At 59.3% G+C, this 17164-nt stretch carries 15 protein-coding genes and 1 tRNA gene; 10 read left to right on the plus strand and 6 right to left on the minus strand.

Going from position 1 to position 17164, the window contains the following annotated elements:
* Positions 1 to 43: 43 nt before the first annotated feature.
* Positions 44 to 1018 (minus strand): GDP-mannose 4,6-dehydratase, encoded by a 975-nt coding sequence (locus EKD03_RS06925; protein ID WP_129628963.1) that lies wholly within the window; start codon positions 1016 to 1018, stop codon positions 44 to 46.
* A gap of 322 nt (positions 1019 to 1340) precedes the next feature.
* Positions 1341 to 1417, minus strand: a tRNA-Val gene (locus EKD03_RS06930).
* Positions 1418 to 1561: 144 nt separating this feature from the next.
* On the opposite strand from EKD03_RS06930, the gene EKD03_RS06935 reads away from it, so the two are divergent.
* The 7 genes from EKD03_RS06935 to EKD03_RS06965 all read left to right on the plus strand — a co-directional run bounded on the left by EKD03_RS06935 (position 1562) and on the right by EKD03_RS06965 (position 7052).
* Complete coding sequence (locus tag EKD03_RS06935; protein ID WP_202976773.1) at positions 1562 to 1819, plus strand: hypothetical protein; 258 nt, start codon at positions 1562 to 1564, stop codon at positions 1817 to 1819.
* Positions 1809 to 2258 (plus strand): PIN domain-containing protein, encoded by a 450-nt coding sequence (locus EKD03_RS06940; RefSeq protein WP_129628965.1) that lies wholly within the window; start codon positions 1809 to 1811, stop codon positions 2256 to 2258. Before EKD03_RS06935 ends, EKD03_RS06940 begins: the two co-directional genes overlap by 11 nt.
* Before the next feature lie 18 nt (positions 2259 to 2276).
* Positions 2277 to 3542: a tRNA nucleotidyltransferase/poly(A) polymerase family protein gene (locus EKD03_RS06945; protein ID WP_129628968.1), complete on the plus strand. Its 1266-nt coding sequence runs from the start codon at positions 2277 to 2279 to the stop codon at positions 3540 to 3542.
* Between the two features lie 18 nt (positions 3543 to 3560).
* Entirely contained in the window at positions 3561 to 4661 is a 1101-nt protein-coding gene (locus EKD03_RS06950; RefSeq protein ID WP_161569199.1) for an STAS domain-containing protein, read from the plus strand.
* Positions 4651 to 5655, plus strand: coding sequence for an NAD-dependent epimerase/dehydratase family protein (locus tag EKD03_RS06955; RefSeq protein WP_129628972.1), 1005 nt, complete (start codon positions 4651 to 4653; stop codon positions 5653 to 5655). The genes EKD03_RS06950 and EKD03_RS06955 overlap by 11 nt, the downstream gene beginning before the upstream one ends.
* Positions 5656 to 5727: 72 nt before the next feature.
* The gene (locus tag EKD03_RS06960) at positions 5728 to 6294 is read left to right on the plus strand and encodes an FHA domain-containing protein (RefSeq protein ID WP_129628974.1); all 567 of its coding nucleotides are present in this window, start codon (positions 5728 to 5730) and stop codon (positions 6292 to 6294) included.
* Positions 6294 to 7052, plus strand: a complete 759-nt coding sequence (locus EKD03_RS06965) for a protein kinase domain-containing protein (protein ID WP_129628976.1) — start codon at positions 6294 to 6296, stop codon at positions 7050 to 7052. Before EKD03_RS06960 ends, EKD03_RS06965 begins: the two co-directional genes overlap by 1 nt.
* Here the strand turns inward: EKD03_RS06965 and EKD03_RS06970 are convergent.
* From EKD03_RS06970 to EKD03_RS06980, 4 genes are all read right to left on the minus strand, one after another.
* Entirely contained in the window at positions 7039 to 7680 is a 642-nt protein-coding gene (locus EKD03_RS06970) for a hypothetical protein (protein WP_129628978.1), read from the minus strand. The genes EKD03_RS06965 and EKD03_RS06970 overlap by 14 nt on opposite strands.
* A 390-nt stretch (positions 7681 to 8070) precedes the next feature.
* Positions 8071 to 9288 carry an FtsK/SpoIIIE domain-containing protein gene (locus tag EKD03_RS18795; protein WP_238613426.1) on the minus strand — a complete coding sequence of 406 codons (1218 nt, stop codon included), beginning with the start codon at positions 9286 to 9288 and terminating at the stop codon, positions 8071 to 8073.
* Positions 9289 to 9309: 21 nt separating this feature from the next.
* Positions 9310 to 12048 carry an FtsK/SpoIIIE domain-containing protein gene (locus EKD03_RS06975; protein WP_238613427.1) on the minus strand — a complete coding sequence of 913 codons (2739 nt, stop codon included), beginning with the start codon at positions 12046 to 12048 and terminating at the stop codon, positions 9310 to 9312.
* Between the two features lie 143 nt (positions 12049 to 12191).
* Positions 12192 to 12542, minus strand: coding sequence for a hypothetical protein (locus EKD03_RS06980; protein ID WP_129628980.1), 351 nt, complete (start codon positions 12540 to 12542; stop codon positions 12192 to 12194).
* 210 nt (positions 12543 to 12752) lie between these two features.
* On the opposite strand from EKD03_RS06980, the gene EKD03_RS06985 reads away from it, so the two are divergent.
* The 3 genes from EKD03_RS06985 (at position 12753) to cas10d (ending at position 17101) form a co-directional block, all read left to right on the plus strand.
* Positions 12753 to 13619 carry a helix-turn-helix transcriptional regulator gene (locus tag EKD03_RS06985; RefSeq protein ID WP_161569200.1) on the plus strand — a complete coding sequence of 289 codons (867 nt, stop codon included), beginning with the start codon at positions 12753 to 12755 and terminating at the stop codon, positions 13617 to 13619.
* Between the two features lie 215 nt (positions 13620 to 13834).
* Positions 13835 to 16000, plus strand: coding sequence for a type I-D CRISPR-associated helicase Cas3' (gene cas3 / locus EKD03_RS06990; protein WP_161569201.1), 2166 nt, complete (start codon positions 13835 to 13837; stop codon positions 15998 to 16000).
* A 6-nt stretch (positions 16001 to 16006) separates the two neighbouring features.
* The gene (cas10d, locus tag EKD03_RS06995; RefSeq protein ID WP_129628987.1) at positions 16007 to 17101 is read left to right on the plus strand and encodes a type I-D CRISPR-associated protein Cas10d/Csc3; all 1095 of its coding nucleotides are present in this window, start codon (positions 16007 to 16009) and stop codon (positions 17099 to 17101) included.
* Positions 17102 to 17164 lie beyond the last annotated feature (63 nt).

The following is a 17164-nucleotide window of genomic DNA, read 5'->3' on the forward strand; positions in this document are numbered from 1 at the left end:
CTCAATCTTTGCGTCTTCGCGCCTTTGCGTCAAAAAGAAGGCTTCACTGCTGAGCAGTCAACCCTTTTAGCTGCGCCCGCCAGTAATCCAGCACCTCTTCGACAATCTCCTCCATGCCGATGATTGGCTCCCAGCCGGTGGCGGCACGCAGTTTGGAGTTATCGCCTTGGAGGATCGGCTCATCGCTGGGACGGAGGCGAGCCGGGTCTTGGCGCACCTCGACTGGCACCCGACCACGTGCGACCACCAGATCAACAATATCGCCGATGCGCGTAGTGCGCCCGGAGCAGAGATTATAGACCTCGCCGGGTGTTCCATGTTCAAGCAGCAACCAGAGGGCGCGGGCCACATCGCGGGTATGGGTGAAATCGCGGCGCGGCTCCAGATTGCCCACGAGCATGACCGGCGGCTGGCGACCGGCTTCAATCTCGGCCATCTGGCGGCAGAAGGTCTGGATGGAGCAGCGATCTCCCTGGCGCGGGCCGACGTGGTTGAAGGAGCGCGTGACCAGAACATGCATCCCGAAGTTATCGTGGTACTGGAGGCCGGTGAGTTCCATCGCCACCTTACTGACCCCATAGGGGCTACCGGGGCGCATGGGGTGATCCTCACGGATGGGTACCTCATCGGGGCGCACGGTGCCATACTGAGCGCTGGTACCAGCCAAGTGGATGCGGGCCTGGGGCGCGTGGCGGCGCAGGGCTTCGAGCAGATTGAGCGTCCCCTCAACATTGGCGCGCATCGTCAGCACCGGTGCTTGCCACGAAGCACTGGGGTAGCTCTGCGCCGCGAGATGGAAGACCCGATCCGGCGCAGCCGCTTGCACCGCCGTATCCACCGCGAAGGCATCTTCGAGATCGCCCTCGTGGATCGTCACCCGCCCGATCAGGTGCTCGATGGGGCGCGGATCGCTGCGCCAACGCTTAAAGACGTGTAGCTCAAGGCCGGGGATGGTGAGCAGATGATCGGCTAAGAAGCTGCCTACCGGCCCAGTGATTCCGGTGATAAAGACGCGCACGATGATCCTCCTCTTGGGTGGAGAAACTGGCTCATCATACCACTTATTGGCAATGCGCCAACGGCAGCGTTGATGCCGACAGGGCTTGTGCAAAGCCCTTGGGGCTGCGCCCCAAACCTCAATTTTTGTGGTGTTTTGGCGGCTTCGCCGCCCCCGAACCCCCACCGGAGGTGACTTTACCCATGCCCTGTTGACGGCGGGACACAAAAAAAAGAGCGGCAACTGCCGCTGTACCAAGGAAAAATTAGGAGTAAGGTAGTGTACCAAGAGGCATGCGCTTCGCCGGAACGGAGACCCCAACCGGCGTGGTACAATCGAGTGGTGGTGGGCGATAGTGGATTCGAACCACTGACCTCCACGATGTCAACGTGGCGCTCTAACCAACTGAGCTAATCGCCCGAACGCAGCGCTATGCTACCATTGAATGCGGAGGCTGTCAAGTATCCATGACAAATCGGGACACGTCAAAGTCATTGGGACGATGCGTCTCCCCACCGAAGGTGAATTTGATGTATATTGTAATGTATATTAAGGAGGTACCCCATGCCAGTCAAAATTCGTAAACAGATCTACCTAGAGCCGATCCAAGAAACAATGCTGAAGCGTATTGCAGGTGTGACGGGTGTGACGGAAGCGGAGATCATCCGTCAGGCGATAGACCGGCACCTGCAAAGTGTACAAATGCCGCGCCGTGACCGTCGCATCTGGGCCGTTGAGCAAGCCTATCTTGCACAACTTGTTGCATTAGGCCCCGTTGAGGGCGCTCGCTCCTGGCGACGCGAGGACTTATATGAGCGATAAAGTACTAATTGACACGAATATCCTCGTCTATGCGTATGATCGGGCTGAGCCGCAGAAGCAACAGAAGGCGATTCTGCTCCTTGACCAACTCATTCAGCGCGATATGGGGGCACTAACAACCCAAATTCTTGCTGAGTTTTTTGTCACTGTTACCCGTAAGCTAACTGCACCTCTAAGCCCTGCTGATGCGTATACACGGATTGAGCATTTCTTACTGACGTGGACGATCTATGAGACATCAGGGTTGATTGTTCTCGAAGCAGCCCGTGGGGTACGTGATCATCAACTGAGCTATTGGGATGCCCAAATTTGGGCAACAGCCCGCCTCTACCAATTGCCGATTATACTGAGCGAGGACTTTTCGAGTGGTTCATTGCTGGAAGGTGTCAGGTTTGTCAATCCCTTTGACCCTACATTTCAGATTGATGATTGGCGCTAGAAACCGTAAGCCCCTCCTATGAATCCTTCTTACCAACTCATCTCACTCCTCCCTCCCCCGCTATCCAACCTACTAGAGCAGGTAACGCTGCTGGCGAATCAGCAAGGTACCGCGCTCTGGTTAGTGGGCGGGGTGATCCGTGATCTGTTGCTGGGGGTGCCATTGGGCCGCGATCTAGATCTGGTGGTGGAGGGTGATGTGGCCGCACTGAGTGCGGCGCTGGTGGCAGAGTTGGGGGCGAACCTGCGCGCTGCGCACCCGGAGTTTGGAACGGCGAGTCTGGCCTTTGATCTTGATGGGGCGGCGGTGGTACTCGATCTGGCGCGGGCACGCCGCGAGGTTTACCCACAACCAGCGGTATTGCCGGTGGTAGAACCAGCCACGTTGGAGGAGGATCTGGGCCGCCGCGATTTTAGTGTGAATGCCATGGCGCTGGAGCTGCGGATCGTGGATGGGCACCTGTGCGCCGGAGAGTGGCACGATCCCTTTGCGGGGCAGGCCGATCTCTCCCAGCGCTGCCTGCGTCTGCTGCACCAGCAGAGCCTCCGCGATGATCCGACGCGGCTGTTGCGTGGGGTACGCCTAGCAGCACGCCTCAGCCTGCATCTCCATCCCGCCACGCAGATTCAGATCCGCCATGCACTCAGCCAGGGCTACTTGGGTTTACTCAGCCCAGAGCGCATCCTGGGCGAAATCTGCCTTGCGCTAGAGGAGCCGCAGCCGCTGCGGCTGCTCGCCCATGCCGATGCCTGGAGACTCACGCCCCAGATTGTGCCCGGACTGCACGCCACGCCCCACCTCGCGGCGCGGTTGGCGCGTTATGCGGCACATCCGCCACGGAGTGTGGTGTTGAGCCAGGTGGTGGCGGGGCTGTTATGCTACGATCTTACAGTGGACGATCTGCACGCTCTGACCCAGCGTTACCCCCTGCCCAGCCCCTTTGCGCGTCTGTTGAGCGATGTGCCGCGATTGCGCGATCTTGGGCCGCAACTCCACACCGATCTGTGTCCGAGTCAGATCGATCAACTGCTCCGCCCGTACAGCGACGTAGCCATCCATGTGCTACACTACGCAGAGACGGGAATAGCTGCGCAACGCGCTATGCACTACCTCGAAGAGATGCGCCCGCTGCGCCTGCCCCTGGATGGCCGCGACATCCAGCGCCTGGGAATCGCACCTGGCCCTGCAATTGGCAAGATCTTGGCTGAGTTGCGCACAGCCTATCTCGACGGGGTGATCCAGACCCGCGAACAAGCCGAAGCGTGGGTAATCAATAACAGGTGAGAAATGGTGCCAACTTCTATGCTCCAACGTCTTCACACCTGGCTCTATGCCGTCACCATGAAAGATCCGCTTGAGCAGCGCCAGTCCTTTTTGGTGCAGACCTTTCTGCTGGCACTGATCGGGGTATCGCTGCTTGCTTTACCGCTGCCCTTCCTCACCGCTGTACAACCCGGTATCGCCCTGGGTTTGACCGCACTGGTGCTGATCGAGTTACCACTCTATATCTTGGCGCTGGTGGTATTGCGGCGCGGCCATTTTACCTCAGCGATCATCCTGACGAGTGTGAGCGTGGTGGTGCTGTGTACGGGCATCCTCTTCTCGACTGGGACGCGCAGTTCGGGTGCGACCATGTTCACTTTTGCGTTGCCGATCATCTTTGCCGGATTACTCGCTGGAGGGCGCGGGGCGTTTTGGAGTATCGGGCTGAGTGCGTTGGGGATCGGGATGGTGTTAGCGCTCGAAGTTACTGGTTCAACACTGGTGGGCTTTGCCACTCCGCATGACGCCAACATTGGCGGGGTGATGGGCGGGTTTCTCTCAGTAGCAACGGTGCTGGGCTTCTTTGTGGCCCGTTTTGGGCGCACGCTGCGTGATACGTTGTACGAGTCGCTGCGCCATGAACAAGAGGTCGCGGCTCAACGTGATGCGCTCGAAGCGGTGGTGGATGCGCGAACGGCGGAACTGCGGAGTGCGCTGGCCGAGGTTGAGACGCGCATGCAGGCGCAGGCTGAGATGTTAGAGGAGATTAGCCAGCAGCGCGAGGCCATCCGCGAACTGAGTGTCCCCTTACTGCCGGTTGATGCGCAGACCTTGGTGCTGCCGCTGGTGGGTGCGCTGGATAGCGCCCGGCTTGATGCGCTGCAAGGGCGCACGCTGGATGCACTTGAAGGTGGCCAGATACGGCGACTGATCATGGATGTTAGTGGCGTTCCACTCGTAGATAGCCAAGTCGCCTTGGGCTTGTTGAATACGGTGCGCGCCGCCCGTTTGCTGGGTGTCCTCGTAACATTGGCGGGTATTCGCCCCGAAGTAGCCCAGGCGATGGTCGGCCTGGGGCTAGAGATGGACGAGGTGCGAACCTTCCACGACCTAGAGGATGCGCTGCGCTATGGCCGCTAAGGCAGAGAAGAGTCTGGTTATTGGTGGGGCGGGATTTGTGGGGCGGCATATTGTGGCCGCGTTGTTACAGGCCGGTCAGTCAGTGCGGGTCTTCGACCGCGTGCCCATCCAGAACCCGCAGGTGGAAGATTGGGTCGGCGATCTGCGCGATCCGGCAGCGGTGGCCGAGGCATGTCGCGGGGTGGACACGGTCTACCAATCGGCCTCGTTGGTGGAGGTGCGTCCGGGGCATGCCGAGCAACTCTATGCGGTGAATGTGCATGGCAACCGCCATGTGATCGCCGGATGTGTGGCCGCAGGGGTGCAACGGCTGATCTACACCAGCTCGATAGATGTAGTCTTTAGTGGGCGGCCCATCCGCAACGGGGATGAGGATCTGCCCTACCCGACGCGCTACCTCGATACTTATGGGCGCACCAAGATGCTGGCCGAGCGCGAGGTGCTGCACGCGAATGGACGCGGCGGCTTAGCCACCTGTGCGCTGCGGCTGGCCGGGGTGTATGGCCCCGGTGATAACCACCGCTTCCCGGCGGTCCTCGATCTAGCGCGGGCGAACCGGGGCATACGGCTGGGCGATGGGAGATCACGCTTCAACCATGTGTATGTGGAGAATGTGGTTTATGCCCACCTGCTCGCCGCCGAGCGCTTGCGGCTCGGTTCGCCCATTGCGGGGGCCAGCTACTTCATCATTGATCATCCGCCGGAGAATTTCTTCAACTTCTTCGATCCCTTCCTGCATGACTTGGGCTTACCGCTGCCTACGCGTAGCATCCCCTACCGCACGGCCTATCTCCTAGCCACGGTCTTTGAGTTGTTTAGCCTAACGGCAGGACGGTGGTTGGCGGCAGCCCCACCACTCACGCGCTATACGGTGGCCTCAACCTGCCTAGATCTCTTCTTTAGTGGGGAACGGGCTAGGCGCGATCTGGGCTATATTCCGCCGATCAGTGCGGAAGAAGCGCGGCGGCGCACGGTGGCGTGGCTGAGTCGGTAGCGGGAACGTATCTTTTCCACCTGCTCCAACGGTATATGGGTGACACCTCCGTCAACACCAAGGAGATCCCCTATGCCACCCACACGCATCGTCATCGCCAACCTGCTGGCGCTGTCTCTGTTGGGCCTGAGTCTGGTCTGGTTGCCGACGGCACTGGTATGGCAACTCCTTCTCCCCTTTGGGGGTGGCGTGAGCCTGGGGTTGTGGATCGGATGGGCCTGGGTGCGCCCGCGCTCGTTGGTACCTGTGGCGAACAAGAACGGGGCCAGCCCGCAGAGTTGGGAAGTTGTCACGGAGCGCGGGCAGCGCCGCAGCCCGCAGACGGTTGGCCCCGCCTACCAGTTGGTGATCGCGGCGGGGCAAACGTGGGTCAGCCACAGCCTCACTGAACGCCAGTGCGTCATCGGGAGTAGCCCCGGCTGCGATATTCAGCTCGATCATCCCCAGGTGGCCGATCTACATGTGCGGGTGAGCCGGGTGGGCCACACGCTGAGTCTGGTGGATCTGGGTAGCCCGCAGGGGACGACGCTTGGCCCAGGGGGGCTGCGTCTCAGCCCGCACCAGCCGAGTGCGTTGCAGGTGGGCGATGAGTTCTGGTTGGCCGGTGCAGTGCGCTGCCGCTTACAGTTGGCAGATTAATGCACGCCAACATCAGTTGCAGCTTCCAGCCCGTGCGCCGGATTGGCCACGGCGGGCAGGCCGAGGTCTTTTTGGGGCGACCGCGTGGCGGTGGGGAGTTGGCGGCGCTTAAGGTGGCGCACCCCGGCCATGCGGCGGGCTTGCATGATGAACACGGCTGGTTGGCGTTGCCCAGCACGGCGCACCCGCACCTGCCCCAACTCTACACCCAGCGCTACGGTGGGCGCGGCGATCTGGGCTACCTGAGTCTGCATGGGCAGCCGCCGCGCCCGTTTCTGGCGCTGGCCTACCTACCCGGCGAGACCGTGGCGGTGTGGTTGAGGCGGCGGCGCGGGCGCGGGCTGGCGCCGCATCTGGCATGTGCGATTGCCTACCAAGCGGCGCTGGCGCTCGATCATCTGCACCGCCGGGTGGGTATCGTGCATTATGATGTGCGCCCGGCCAATCTGCTGGTGGCAGCGGGGCGTCACTTGCATGTGACGTTGCTCGATCTGGGATCGGCGGAGAGCCTGGATGCGCCCCGGCGCAGCGCGATCTATGCCGCGCCCGATGCGCTGGCCCCGGAGAGCCAGCACGGGATGCCCGCCAGCCCCCTAGTGGATGTGTATGCCCTGGGGATGACGCTACGCACCATGCTGGCTGGCCAGCCCATCCCACGGGGGCTAACCAGCCTGATTGCCGAGGCGACTGCGGATGATCCGCGCCAACGGCTGCCGGATATGCGGGCGTTTATGGAGCATCTCGCTAGAGCAGCATAATCCCCACCTGCGGCCCCGCCTCACCGAGTTGCAGCGTGTCACCATCGCTGAGTGGGCGCGGCTGCTGCGGGATGAGCGGGGCATTGTTGTGAATGGTCGCCACATCGTCGCGCTCGGTGTGAATCTGCCACACGCCGGCGATCATCCCGATGCGGCAGTGGGGATGCTTGGAGACAAAACGGTAGTCGGAGCGCCCCGCATCAAAGAGGCGCATCTCGTGGGCGTAGGCGTCAGGGTGGAAGAGCGCGAGCGCATCAAGCAGCCAACGGCGGGTGATCGCGACACCCATTGGGGGCAACAGCAGCGCCCCGCCCTCCCCCAGCACCAGGCCACAGTGGCGCGGGCTGCTGGGGTTGGCCCGCAGCGCCCCGATCCAGAGGTGGCTGCCATCGCAGACCCCCTGCTGACTAAGGGGGCGCTCGTTCTGGAGGTGCGGGCCACTGGGGTTGCCCACGCGCAACAGGTAGGGGATCGCGCTGCCCTGCGGATCGGCGGCGGGCAGGCCGCAACCGGCGCGCAGGATGGGAATGAGCGTCTGGGGCGGGCTGTCTTCACATACGATGTTGGCGGCACGGGTGCCATGCTGGTTCTGCCAGTGTAGGGTGATGGTGATGTTGGTGGGGGGCATATTTAGCTCCTGCATTGTGTTGGGTACACGGACATTATTGTTCGACGCAAAGGCGCGGAGACGCAGTGGATACACGGGCATTATTGTTTGACGCAAAGGCGCGGAGACGCAGTGGATACACGGGCATTATTGTTTGACGCAAAGGCGCGGAGACGCAGTGGATACACGGGCATTATTGTTTGACGCAAAGGCGCGGAGACGCAGTGGATACACGGGCATTATTGTTTGACGCAAAGGCGCGGAGACGCAGTGGATACACGGGCATTATTGTTTGACGCAAAGGCGCAGAGACGCAAAGGTTTCTATATAATCTTGGCGTCTTGGCGTCTTGGCGTCTTGGCGTCTTGGCGTCTTGGCGTCTTGGCGTCTTGGCGTCTTGGCGTCTTGGCGTCAACAAACCGCAACCTGCACCACCACCTGACTCTCCTCGTGGACGAGCAGGGCGCGACCGGGTGGTTGTTCAGCGTCGCGCTGCTCGGCGAGGGGCAGGCTGATACCCAACAAGCGTGTGCCACCATCATAGCGACCGGGCCAGAGGATGGTGCCGGTGCGCCCGGCATCGAGCGCCCGCAGGAGGGCATCGTCGGCGTAGGTGAGGGTGGTGGTGAGCAGGATGTGAACTCCCTGCATGCCACCGCTCTGGGCGAGATCGCCCAGGTTGGCCAAGAGATTGGGTTCAGCGCCATAGCTGGGGGTCAGATGTTCACGCATGCGTTCGCGGCAGAGCGTGTAGTCATCAATGACGATCACCCGGCGCGGGCCTGCCGGGGCCAAGCGTAGCTGCGCGACTGCGGCGATCAGATCCGCCGCCCCCTGCTCGGCCCGCGCATAGTGGCTGGTGTGGGGCAGCGCACGCAGATCGGCCAACCCACCACGCGGGCTATCCAGGATGAGGAGTTCGAGTGCCCCGGCGGGGTGCTGCGCGGCCAACCCGTGGATGATCGTGCGCAGCAGGGTGGTCTTACCACTGCGGCGCGGGCCGACAATCAGCGCGTGGGGGTTCTCGGCGCTGAGTTGCAGCGCGGCCACTTCCAGGTTAAGCGCCTCACGACCCAACGCGATCTGCACGCCGGAGCTTGCCGGGGGGAGCGCGGGTAGGCTGGCCAGACTGATCCGTTCGGGGAGTAGCTCGACCGGCTGCGGGCACAGCGGATCATCCTGCCAGCGTTGGACCAGCATCTGCACCTGCTCGCGCAGGTCGCTACTCAACTCGGCATCCAGCATGCGCCCGCCCTCCGCAGCGGCGGGATCGTCGGTATGGGTGGTGGGCAGCGCAATCTGCACCTCCAGCGGGCCATGATCGGGGTGCAGCCAGAGCGCCCGACCGGGCAGCGTAGCCGGGATGGGCGTCTGAACCCGTGCGCCCAGCACCTCGGAATAATCGTGGAGATCGGTTTGGCGCAGCGCCAGCCGTGCCTCACACAGCGAGAGCAGGCGGTAACTCAGATCGTTCGCCCGGTCGGCACTCAGCACCAGAATGATGCCACAACTGCGCCCGACACGCGCAATCCGCACCAGATCATCAAGGATCGTCGTCTCGCCGGGGGCGTCGCGGAACTCCTCACTCAGCACCGCCACCTTATCCACGATCACCAGCAGTGCGGGCATTGCCGCCCCGGTCTGGGCGCGTTAGGCAGCGAGATCGGCCACATCAGCGGCACGCAGGTGATCCTGACGCTCACGGATCGTCGCATCAAGGATACGGATCAAGCGCCGCACCCGTTCGCGCTCACGCGCCTGGATCAACGCGCCCACATGGGGCAAACCGGCCAGTGGAGCCAAGCCCTGTCCACCTGCATCCACCAAGTAGCACCAGAGATCGCGGGGCGCATAGTGCGCCGCCAGACTCAGCACCAGCGTGCGCAGCAGCAGCGTCTTGCCACTCCCTGGTGCCCCAATCAGCGCGAGGTGGGCAGCGGCCAGATCGAGGCACAACGGCTCCTGGCGACACTCCTGGGGAATATCGAGCAGCCCGATGGGGGCGGAGAGGAGCGTGTTTTCCCTCACCCCCGGCCCCTCTCCCGCAAGCGGGAGAGGGGAGAGATTCTCGGATACCAACTGCCCCAGCCCGATCCGCCCCGGTAAAGGCGCACGCCAGATCGGCGGCTGGCGCGTGGGCAACGCAACCCCCGCCAAAGCGCGCACCAAGTGATCCAGATCGGTCTCGCGGGATGGCTCGGCCTCCTCGGTTTCAACCCCACCTAGAGGATGCTCCTGGTCGCCAGAGACGAAGCGCACCTGCGGCGCGGCGCGCTCCGTCTGGCTCGGAGCGCGGTTGGTGACCTGCGCGACCTGGAAGAGCCGCAGATCATTCCCGGCGCGGAAGTAGGCCCGACCGGGAATATCGGTCGGCAAGAAGGCCGCATCAGGCTTGAGGATCATCTCGCGGCTATCCTCACTACTGCCCAGCCGCAAGGCAATAAAGAACTTGAGTTGGCTTCTAATCTCATCACTCACGGCGCGGGCGGGCTGCTGGGTGGCCACCAGCAGATGCACCCCCAGCGAACGGCCCTGCTTCACCACCCGCACCAACTCATGCACAAACTCCTGATAATTGGCCGCCATCTCATCAAACTCGTCCACCACGATCAAGAGATTGGGCAAAGGCGGCAGATCGTGGAGCGCAGCCAAGGCGCGATAATCACCGATATGCTCCACCTTGGTGCCAAACTGCGCCGCCGTGGTCTTGAGCAACGCCTTACGGCGGCGCAACTCGCTGGTAATCGCGGTCATCGCGCGTTCGGCCAAGCGGCCCTCAAGATCGGTGACGAGACCGGCCACATGCGGCAAGGGCGCAAACATCGAAAGCGCGGCCCCGCCCTTAAAATCAATCAACAAGACCTGTAAGCGATCCGGATGGTGGGTGACAACGAGCGCGGCAATCACACTCTGAAGCAGCACACTCTTCCCCGCGCCGGTCGCCCCGGCGATAATCCCGTGCGGGCCGTGGCGCTGCTCACTCAGGTCAAGAAAGATCGGCTGCCCCTCGGCGAGCGCGCCAATCGGCACATCGCTGCGCCACGCCCCAGCGGGAGGATCGGCCCAGAAGCGCGGCGGGGAGAGATCGGCGGGGGAGCGCAGACCCAAGAGATCGAAGAGACGCACCTGACGCGGCACATCCTGATTCCCACCAACCTCTTGCAGCCGAATCGCAGCCAGACGGCGGGCGAGGCGATCACTCTGGGCCAGATCAACCAGATCGGGATGAAAGGCAACACTCGGCCACGCCTCACCTGCCGACACCCAGCGCGCCCCGTGGGGGCCAAGATCGAGCATGGCCGCACAGGCTTCAGGAATCTGGGGCCAGGAGTGTACCACCACCACCACCACCACCGCCATCCCCAGACTGGCCCCGTGGCGCATGATCTCACGCACGGCAGGGTAGGTCGCCGCCACCTCAGCCCCATCCACCAACAGCAAGAGGCGCGGCAAGGGCGGCGGCGCAGCATCACGGCGGGGCAGATCGCGGCGCCGACTGACATGATCGAGCAGATCGCTCATCAGCCGCGCCGCTGAAGTGGGGGTGGTCGCACACATGCGCTGGCGATAGGCAGGATCATTATGGAGCGGAACCGTATGCGGCAACCAGCGCAGCCACTCCCAGGCGGGAGAATCATTATGGGCGACGAGAGCCAGCCGCAGATCAGCAGGCGCGTGGAGCGTCACCGCCTGCCAGACGAGCGCATAGAGCAGCGCGAGCGCCTGCGGACGCGGCCCGGCCACACCCAACGCCGCGAGTTGGGCGAGAGGCAGCGTGATCGGAACCTGGCGCAAGGTGGCATACTCGGCAGCCAGCCGGGGCAGCCGCAGATCCACCGGGCTATCGGCAGTTGCCGGGGGCAACAGCGCCTGCGAGGCAGCCGGCAGATCGCCCAGACCGAGGCGCAGGCGCAGAAAATCATCATCAGTTGGGCGACGCTCCCAGAGACGCGGATCGGGCGCAGCGCGGCTGCCCACCCCAACAATCGCCAGCAGCGTCTCTGGGTCAGGATCGAGGTGCAAACGCGCCAGGAGTTCTTGATCATAGAGGCGGTGCAAGCGAGAACGTGCCGCATCCAACTGATCTTCAAAAAACGCCTGACGCGTAGCAAAGGTGGCCGCCTCACGACGAGCATTAGAACGTTCAGAGCGCACAGCGGCCACCACCCCCAAACCCGCCATCGCGCCGGTGGGCAACAGAAAGAGCCAATTGCCGCCACCAACCACCGAGACCGACGCCATCAAGCTCGCGCCAACGAGCGGCATCAGCATCGTCAGGTGGTCGGTGTGAGAACGCGCAGGCGGCGCAGGCGGCGCGGGAAGCTGGATCGACTCGGTGGGCCAGCGCGGGCGGACGCGAGGCGGGCGATTAAAGGGTGCGAGGTGCATGGAGGAAGCTCCTTATGGCGGTGCATGGGTTGCCACTCCCAGCAGAGCCGCTTCTTGACGCAAAGGCGCGAAGACGCAAAGGGTGCAATTGGAACCAATTTTGAAGGCTTTGCGCCTTGGCGCCTTTGCGTCAGTGAACAATGCTACGAAGCCGCCTGCTGCTGTTGCTGTTGCCGTTGACGTTGCTCCGCCTCCCACCGCGCACGGGCGCGGTCGCGGCGGGCCTGCTCCTCGCGGGCCAACTGCGTGAGGCGCGCCAACTCAGCGCGGGCACGGCGCAGATCGGCCACGAGGGCGGCATCCTCAGCATCGGCTTGGCGCAGACGCGCATCAAACTGCTGGCGAAAGGGGCCACGCCACTCGCGTAGCATCACACGAGCCGCATCCACCCGCTGCGTGGCGAGGCGCTCGACCTGCTGCGCCGCCTGTTCCAGCGCCGTCATCGCCGCCTCAGCGGCCCCGGCATCCCAACGCACGCGATCCCATCTGCCCATAGGCACCTCCTGTGGTGAAGCATGCTGCCAACTACATCTATACCGTTGGAGAAGGGGAAAAGGATGCGAGCTATTCTCGGCTATACTCAAACAAGACAGCAGCAATACCGGCAACCAAAGCCAACAAATATGAGCATCCCACCACCTAAAAGCGCAACCACAATCATTACGCGTCTAAACGCCCTGATCAACGCCCTCCGTGAAGGGCCATTGAGCTACCCTGACTTACTTGAGCGCCTCGCCACAACATACCCATCACGGCAGAGTGCGCGGCGCATGATTACCCGCGACATCCAGCACCTTGCCACCCTTGGTATTGTGATCACGCGCAGCAAGCATTCACCCATCACCTACACCCTCCAAGGCGGAATACCGATATACAGTGGTGAAGATCTATTAGCCCTCGGAGTTCTGCGCGACACGATAGGCACAAACCATCCATACACCGAATCGGTTGAACGCCTACTGACACGCCTCACAGCAGGACTAAGCAGCGAACAACGCGAAATCTACCAGAGCCAACGTAGCAGCAGCGTTGCGCTGCAACCCGCAATCAACTACACACCCTACGCCCAACTCATCGCCGATCTGGAGCGCGCCATCGTGAGTCGTCGTTTACTTACATTCCGCTACCGCACATCGGCGGGTAAGGAGCGTATTCATACCCGTATTGAGCCATACGCCATCGAGTACTATGATCGTCACTTCTACCTCGTTGCCTACATCCCCAAAAGCGGACAGATACAAGACCTACGGATCGACCGCATCAAAAACCTTGAATACTTACACACCCGCCCACCGGGCATACAGCGCACACGAGAACCCGTAATCTTTCGTTACCGATTAGCGGCCAACCTGGCCCAAGGCGAACTGAGTCAACGCTTCACCGCGCAACGGGTGGTCGAGCGGTTAGCGAATGGTGACGTAATCATCGAAGCGGAGGGGCGCAGCGACTTCTTCATCATCCAGACGCTTTTACGGTACCGAGCCAATGCCGAACTCCTCAGCCCGCCGGAGCTACGCCAGCGGATGATCGAGGAGGTAGGGCGGCTGGTGAAGTTGTATGGGGAGGGGTAGAGGGGAATAGATCCTTGTATACGTCAAAAAGCATCTAGCATCTACGGTCAGAATGTAAGTCTAAACTTTGCAATCTCTGAACTGAAGTGTTATCTTATTCAGCGATACTTACTCTGACCTTCAAAACATGTCATCTTCCCAGGTTATTAGGACTCCCCGAGTCCTATGGGGCATGTTATGCTAGAGCCACAAGCGACGTGATGAGAGGAGCATCCATGCAGATCACCACCTTCCCGGTCTACTCGAAGTTAGCCGATGCAGCAGAGATTCCAGTGGAGGTTGCCAAGAACGTACCACCAGGTTGGCAACTCTCGCAGCACCAGATCGAGACCTACGCGGCATTGTGTAGCAGTGACGTTGATGTGGTGATCAACACGGCGATGACCGGGGATGGGAAGAGTTTGGCGGGATACTTACCGACCTTGATTGATCCCAGTCGTGGTGCCTTCGGGATGTATCCAACTAATGAGTTAGCTTACGATCAGCGTCGTCAGTTTGATGAGTACAACCGGGCCTTTGCCAACCAACTGACTTTTATGAGTCTTACTGGGGAGGTACTAGGGAATTTTATTAGTGAACGGTCTGAATTCGCCCGCCGGGCCGAGGCACTTGCCGCATTGATGCAGGATCATCAAGTACTCCTTACAAATCCTGACATCTTCCATCTGATGATTAATTACCGTTACGGATCAAATATCCTCTCGATCCAAGAATTACCTGCCCTCGTCAATGCATGCTACAAAAACTATATTTTCGATGAGTTTCATATCTTTAATACACCCCAGATGGTCTCAGCAATAACAGCAATGCTCTTTCTTCAAGCAACGGCACCGCAAGTTGCGCATAAACGTCCACGGTTTCTATTCTCTTCAGCAACACCAAATCCTATTTTTGCCAAACTTTTACGCGAAAGCAATCTGCGGGTTCGTGAAATTCAAGGTATTTATAGCCATCAACCCGGCAGTGATTACCGTCAGGTGCTTCATGGTACGGAACTGAACCTGCATAAATTAAATGAACAACAAACACTAGAACAATGGCTTCAAGCCAATCTTACTGTCATTCAAAATCATTGGTCTAATGTAAGTGAACCACGTCCACGTGGTGTCATCATTGTAAATAGTGTTGTGGAAGCACGCCGAATTGCCCGTATGCTACAAACTCAGCTACCTTCATTGAAGATTGGTGAGAATACAGGCCTAACCGACACTGAGCGACGTCGGATGGCAATGGAGCACGCCGATATTATCGTTGGTACCTCAACCATAGATGTTGGAGTAGATTTCAATATCAGTCTACTGATTTTTGAGGCACCGGATGCGGGTACCTTCTTGCAGCGCTTTGGTCGCTTAGGTCGTGTTCGCCGTAATCAGCCCGCGTTTGCTCATTATGAGGCCCATGCGCTATTTAATGGGAAGACCCCCTGGATCTATGACAACTTTATCAAGGAGTTGAACGAACGTCAGATCCAAGAGGGTGATACAGTTGATCGTCCGACGACCTTACGTGATGCAATAGTAGCGGCCTCTCCTTCAACAACGGGTTTTGCTCGCTATATACGCCGTTGGGGTGCATTACAAGCGGCACATATCATTGCTGGAATGGAAGAGCGACGCCTTGGCGGAAGCCATGCTGAGGCAGCCACAAAACTTCGGGAGCAGTACCAGAAAACCCTTGGGCTAAAGAGTATTGGTAGCGCACTTAAGCGGTATCGCAGTCTGCTCAATAGTAAGAATGAACCAAACAGTCCACAATGCAAGGCTATTCTTGATGAAGTACTGTCGTTTCGTGGTAGCTCACCCTTCCAAGTGGTAGTTTGGGATGACTCGACTGATCCATCAACATTTTTGAGTTATGACGCCCTTGTGATTGCCCAGAGTAGTGATCTCTGCCTTGCTGACCACGAGCCATTTCAGGAGGCACTAGCCATACGTTACCCAGACCCACAAGAACGGAAAGCGGTACAAGATCGCTTTCGCTACTGTCTCAGTAGTAATGATCATCCTGTGGTGCTCTATGTTGAATCATTCTTACCTGATCGTGAACGGTTAATTCTTCAGATTGACCGATTTGAGCCAAGAATCCAGTCTAATCAGGCCATACTGCTCAATGGTCTCTCAATTAAGCGACCCATCAACGAAGACACTAAACAACTGAATATGATTTTACGTAGGCAGCGAGTAGTTGGTTATATTACAACCAAAGAACCGAAAGAACTGCGCCAGAAGCTGAAGTTACCTTCATTCTTTCCTCTTTACATCCTGCATGACAGCCACGAAAAGCCTTATACATTGGCTTTGGGACAAGCGGCACTGCTATTGGAAGCAGAAGCCCTCTGGCTTAAACGTAAGGATGAAGAAGACGAGCCAATCATCTTATAGGAGCCGATGATGATTCACCAAGAACTCCTGCGTCGTGCAGTTGCCTCACGTCACCCGATGATCCAGCACTTTGTTGAGACTCTGGCACCACACTTATTACTCGCTTTCAGTCGTATTCCTGCCCTAGGTGGCTCAGGGGCAGTGTTGCCAAGCCAACAAGAGACAACACTTCCACCAGAGGCTATTGCTTATACGCCGGAAGTACGGGCACGGTTTGGGCAAGCCAATCCTGATCAGAGTCTTTCTGCTCACCTTTTTAATGGCATTTTTGCCGGAGCACATATAGCTGAGCTATTGCCTCCAGCAAAACAATTGCAAGATATTGAATGGCAAGTCTGGATTCTCGGCTTCATCGTACACGACTATACCAAAATACATGGTGTCTCGATTGATCCGCGCTATATCACACAGATTCGTAACATCATTGCGCACCAAGGTGAACGCCTCAATTTTGACGCATTTCTCCCGAATTGGCGTGACTACCTTGATGACATCACCTTTCTGGCCCAGAATACTCAGAAGGTAAAAGATGCGGCGATGAATTGGAGCCTCTATCCACACCTTCAACTTGATGAGCGCCGTATTCTTACGCTGCGTTACCTTGCTTCATTTGCTGATGTGCTTGTTCATATTACGCATCCAGCAGATGTTGCTGAACGCGACAGCCGAGGGCGTGATACAGCACAAAATCTCCGCTCTACGTTGGGCATGCTCTTTGGTGCTGCGCACCCACCGCGTTTAGCGTATCACCAACTAACTGAAGCACGTGGGTTACTCTCAAACTTGATAAACAACAGTTTGATACGAGTTTTTGAGGGGCAAGGCTACCGTCCATACCTCTTTTTCCCTGATGGTGTCGTCTATCTTGTTCCTGATGATGTACAGGCAACATTAGAAGGCGATGCCCTGATTGACGGACTATGGCGTGAGATTGGAGCAACACTAGCGGGAATTGGTGATGATCAATCCGAAATAAGCGATGATCTCAATGATCAGAGCGATATGGCAGATATTGAGGGTGGTTTACGGATTAGCCGTACTAAAGATTATATGAAAGTACCACCCGTTCTGTATGAGCTACTAACTCGGGGGTTGTGCTAGTTGAAAATTGGTTCATAGCAGGTCTGGGAGGTTGACCAAAGACCTCCGGTGTGGTATGGCTGG

Source organism: Candidatus Oscillochloris fontis (genome assembly GCF_004138135.1).
Classification (GTDB): Bacteria; Chloroflexota; Chloroflexia; order Chloroflexales; family Chloroflexaceae; genus Oscillochloris; species Oscillochloris fontis.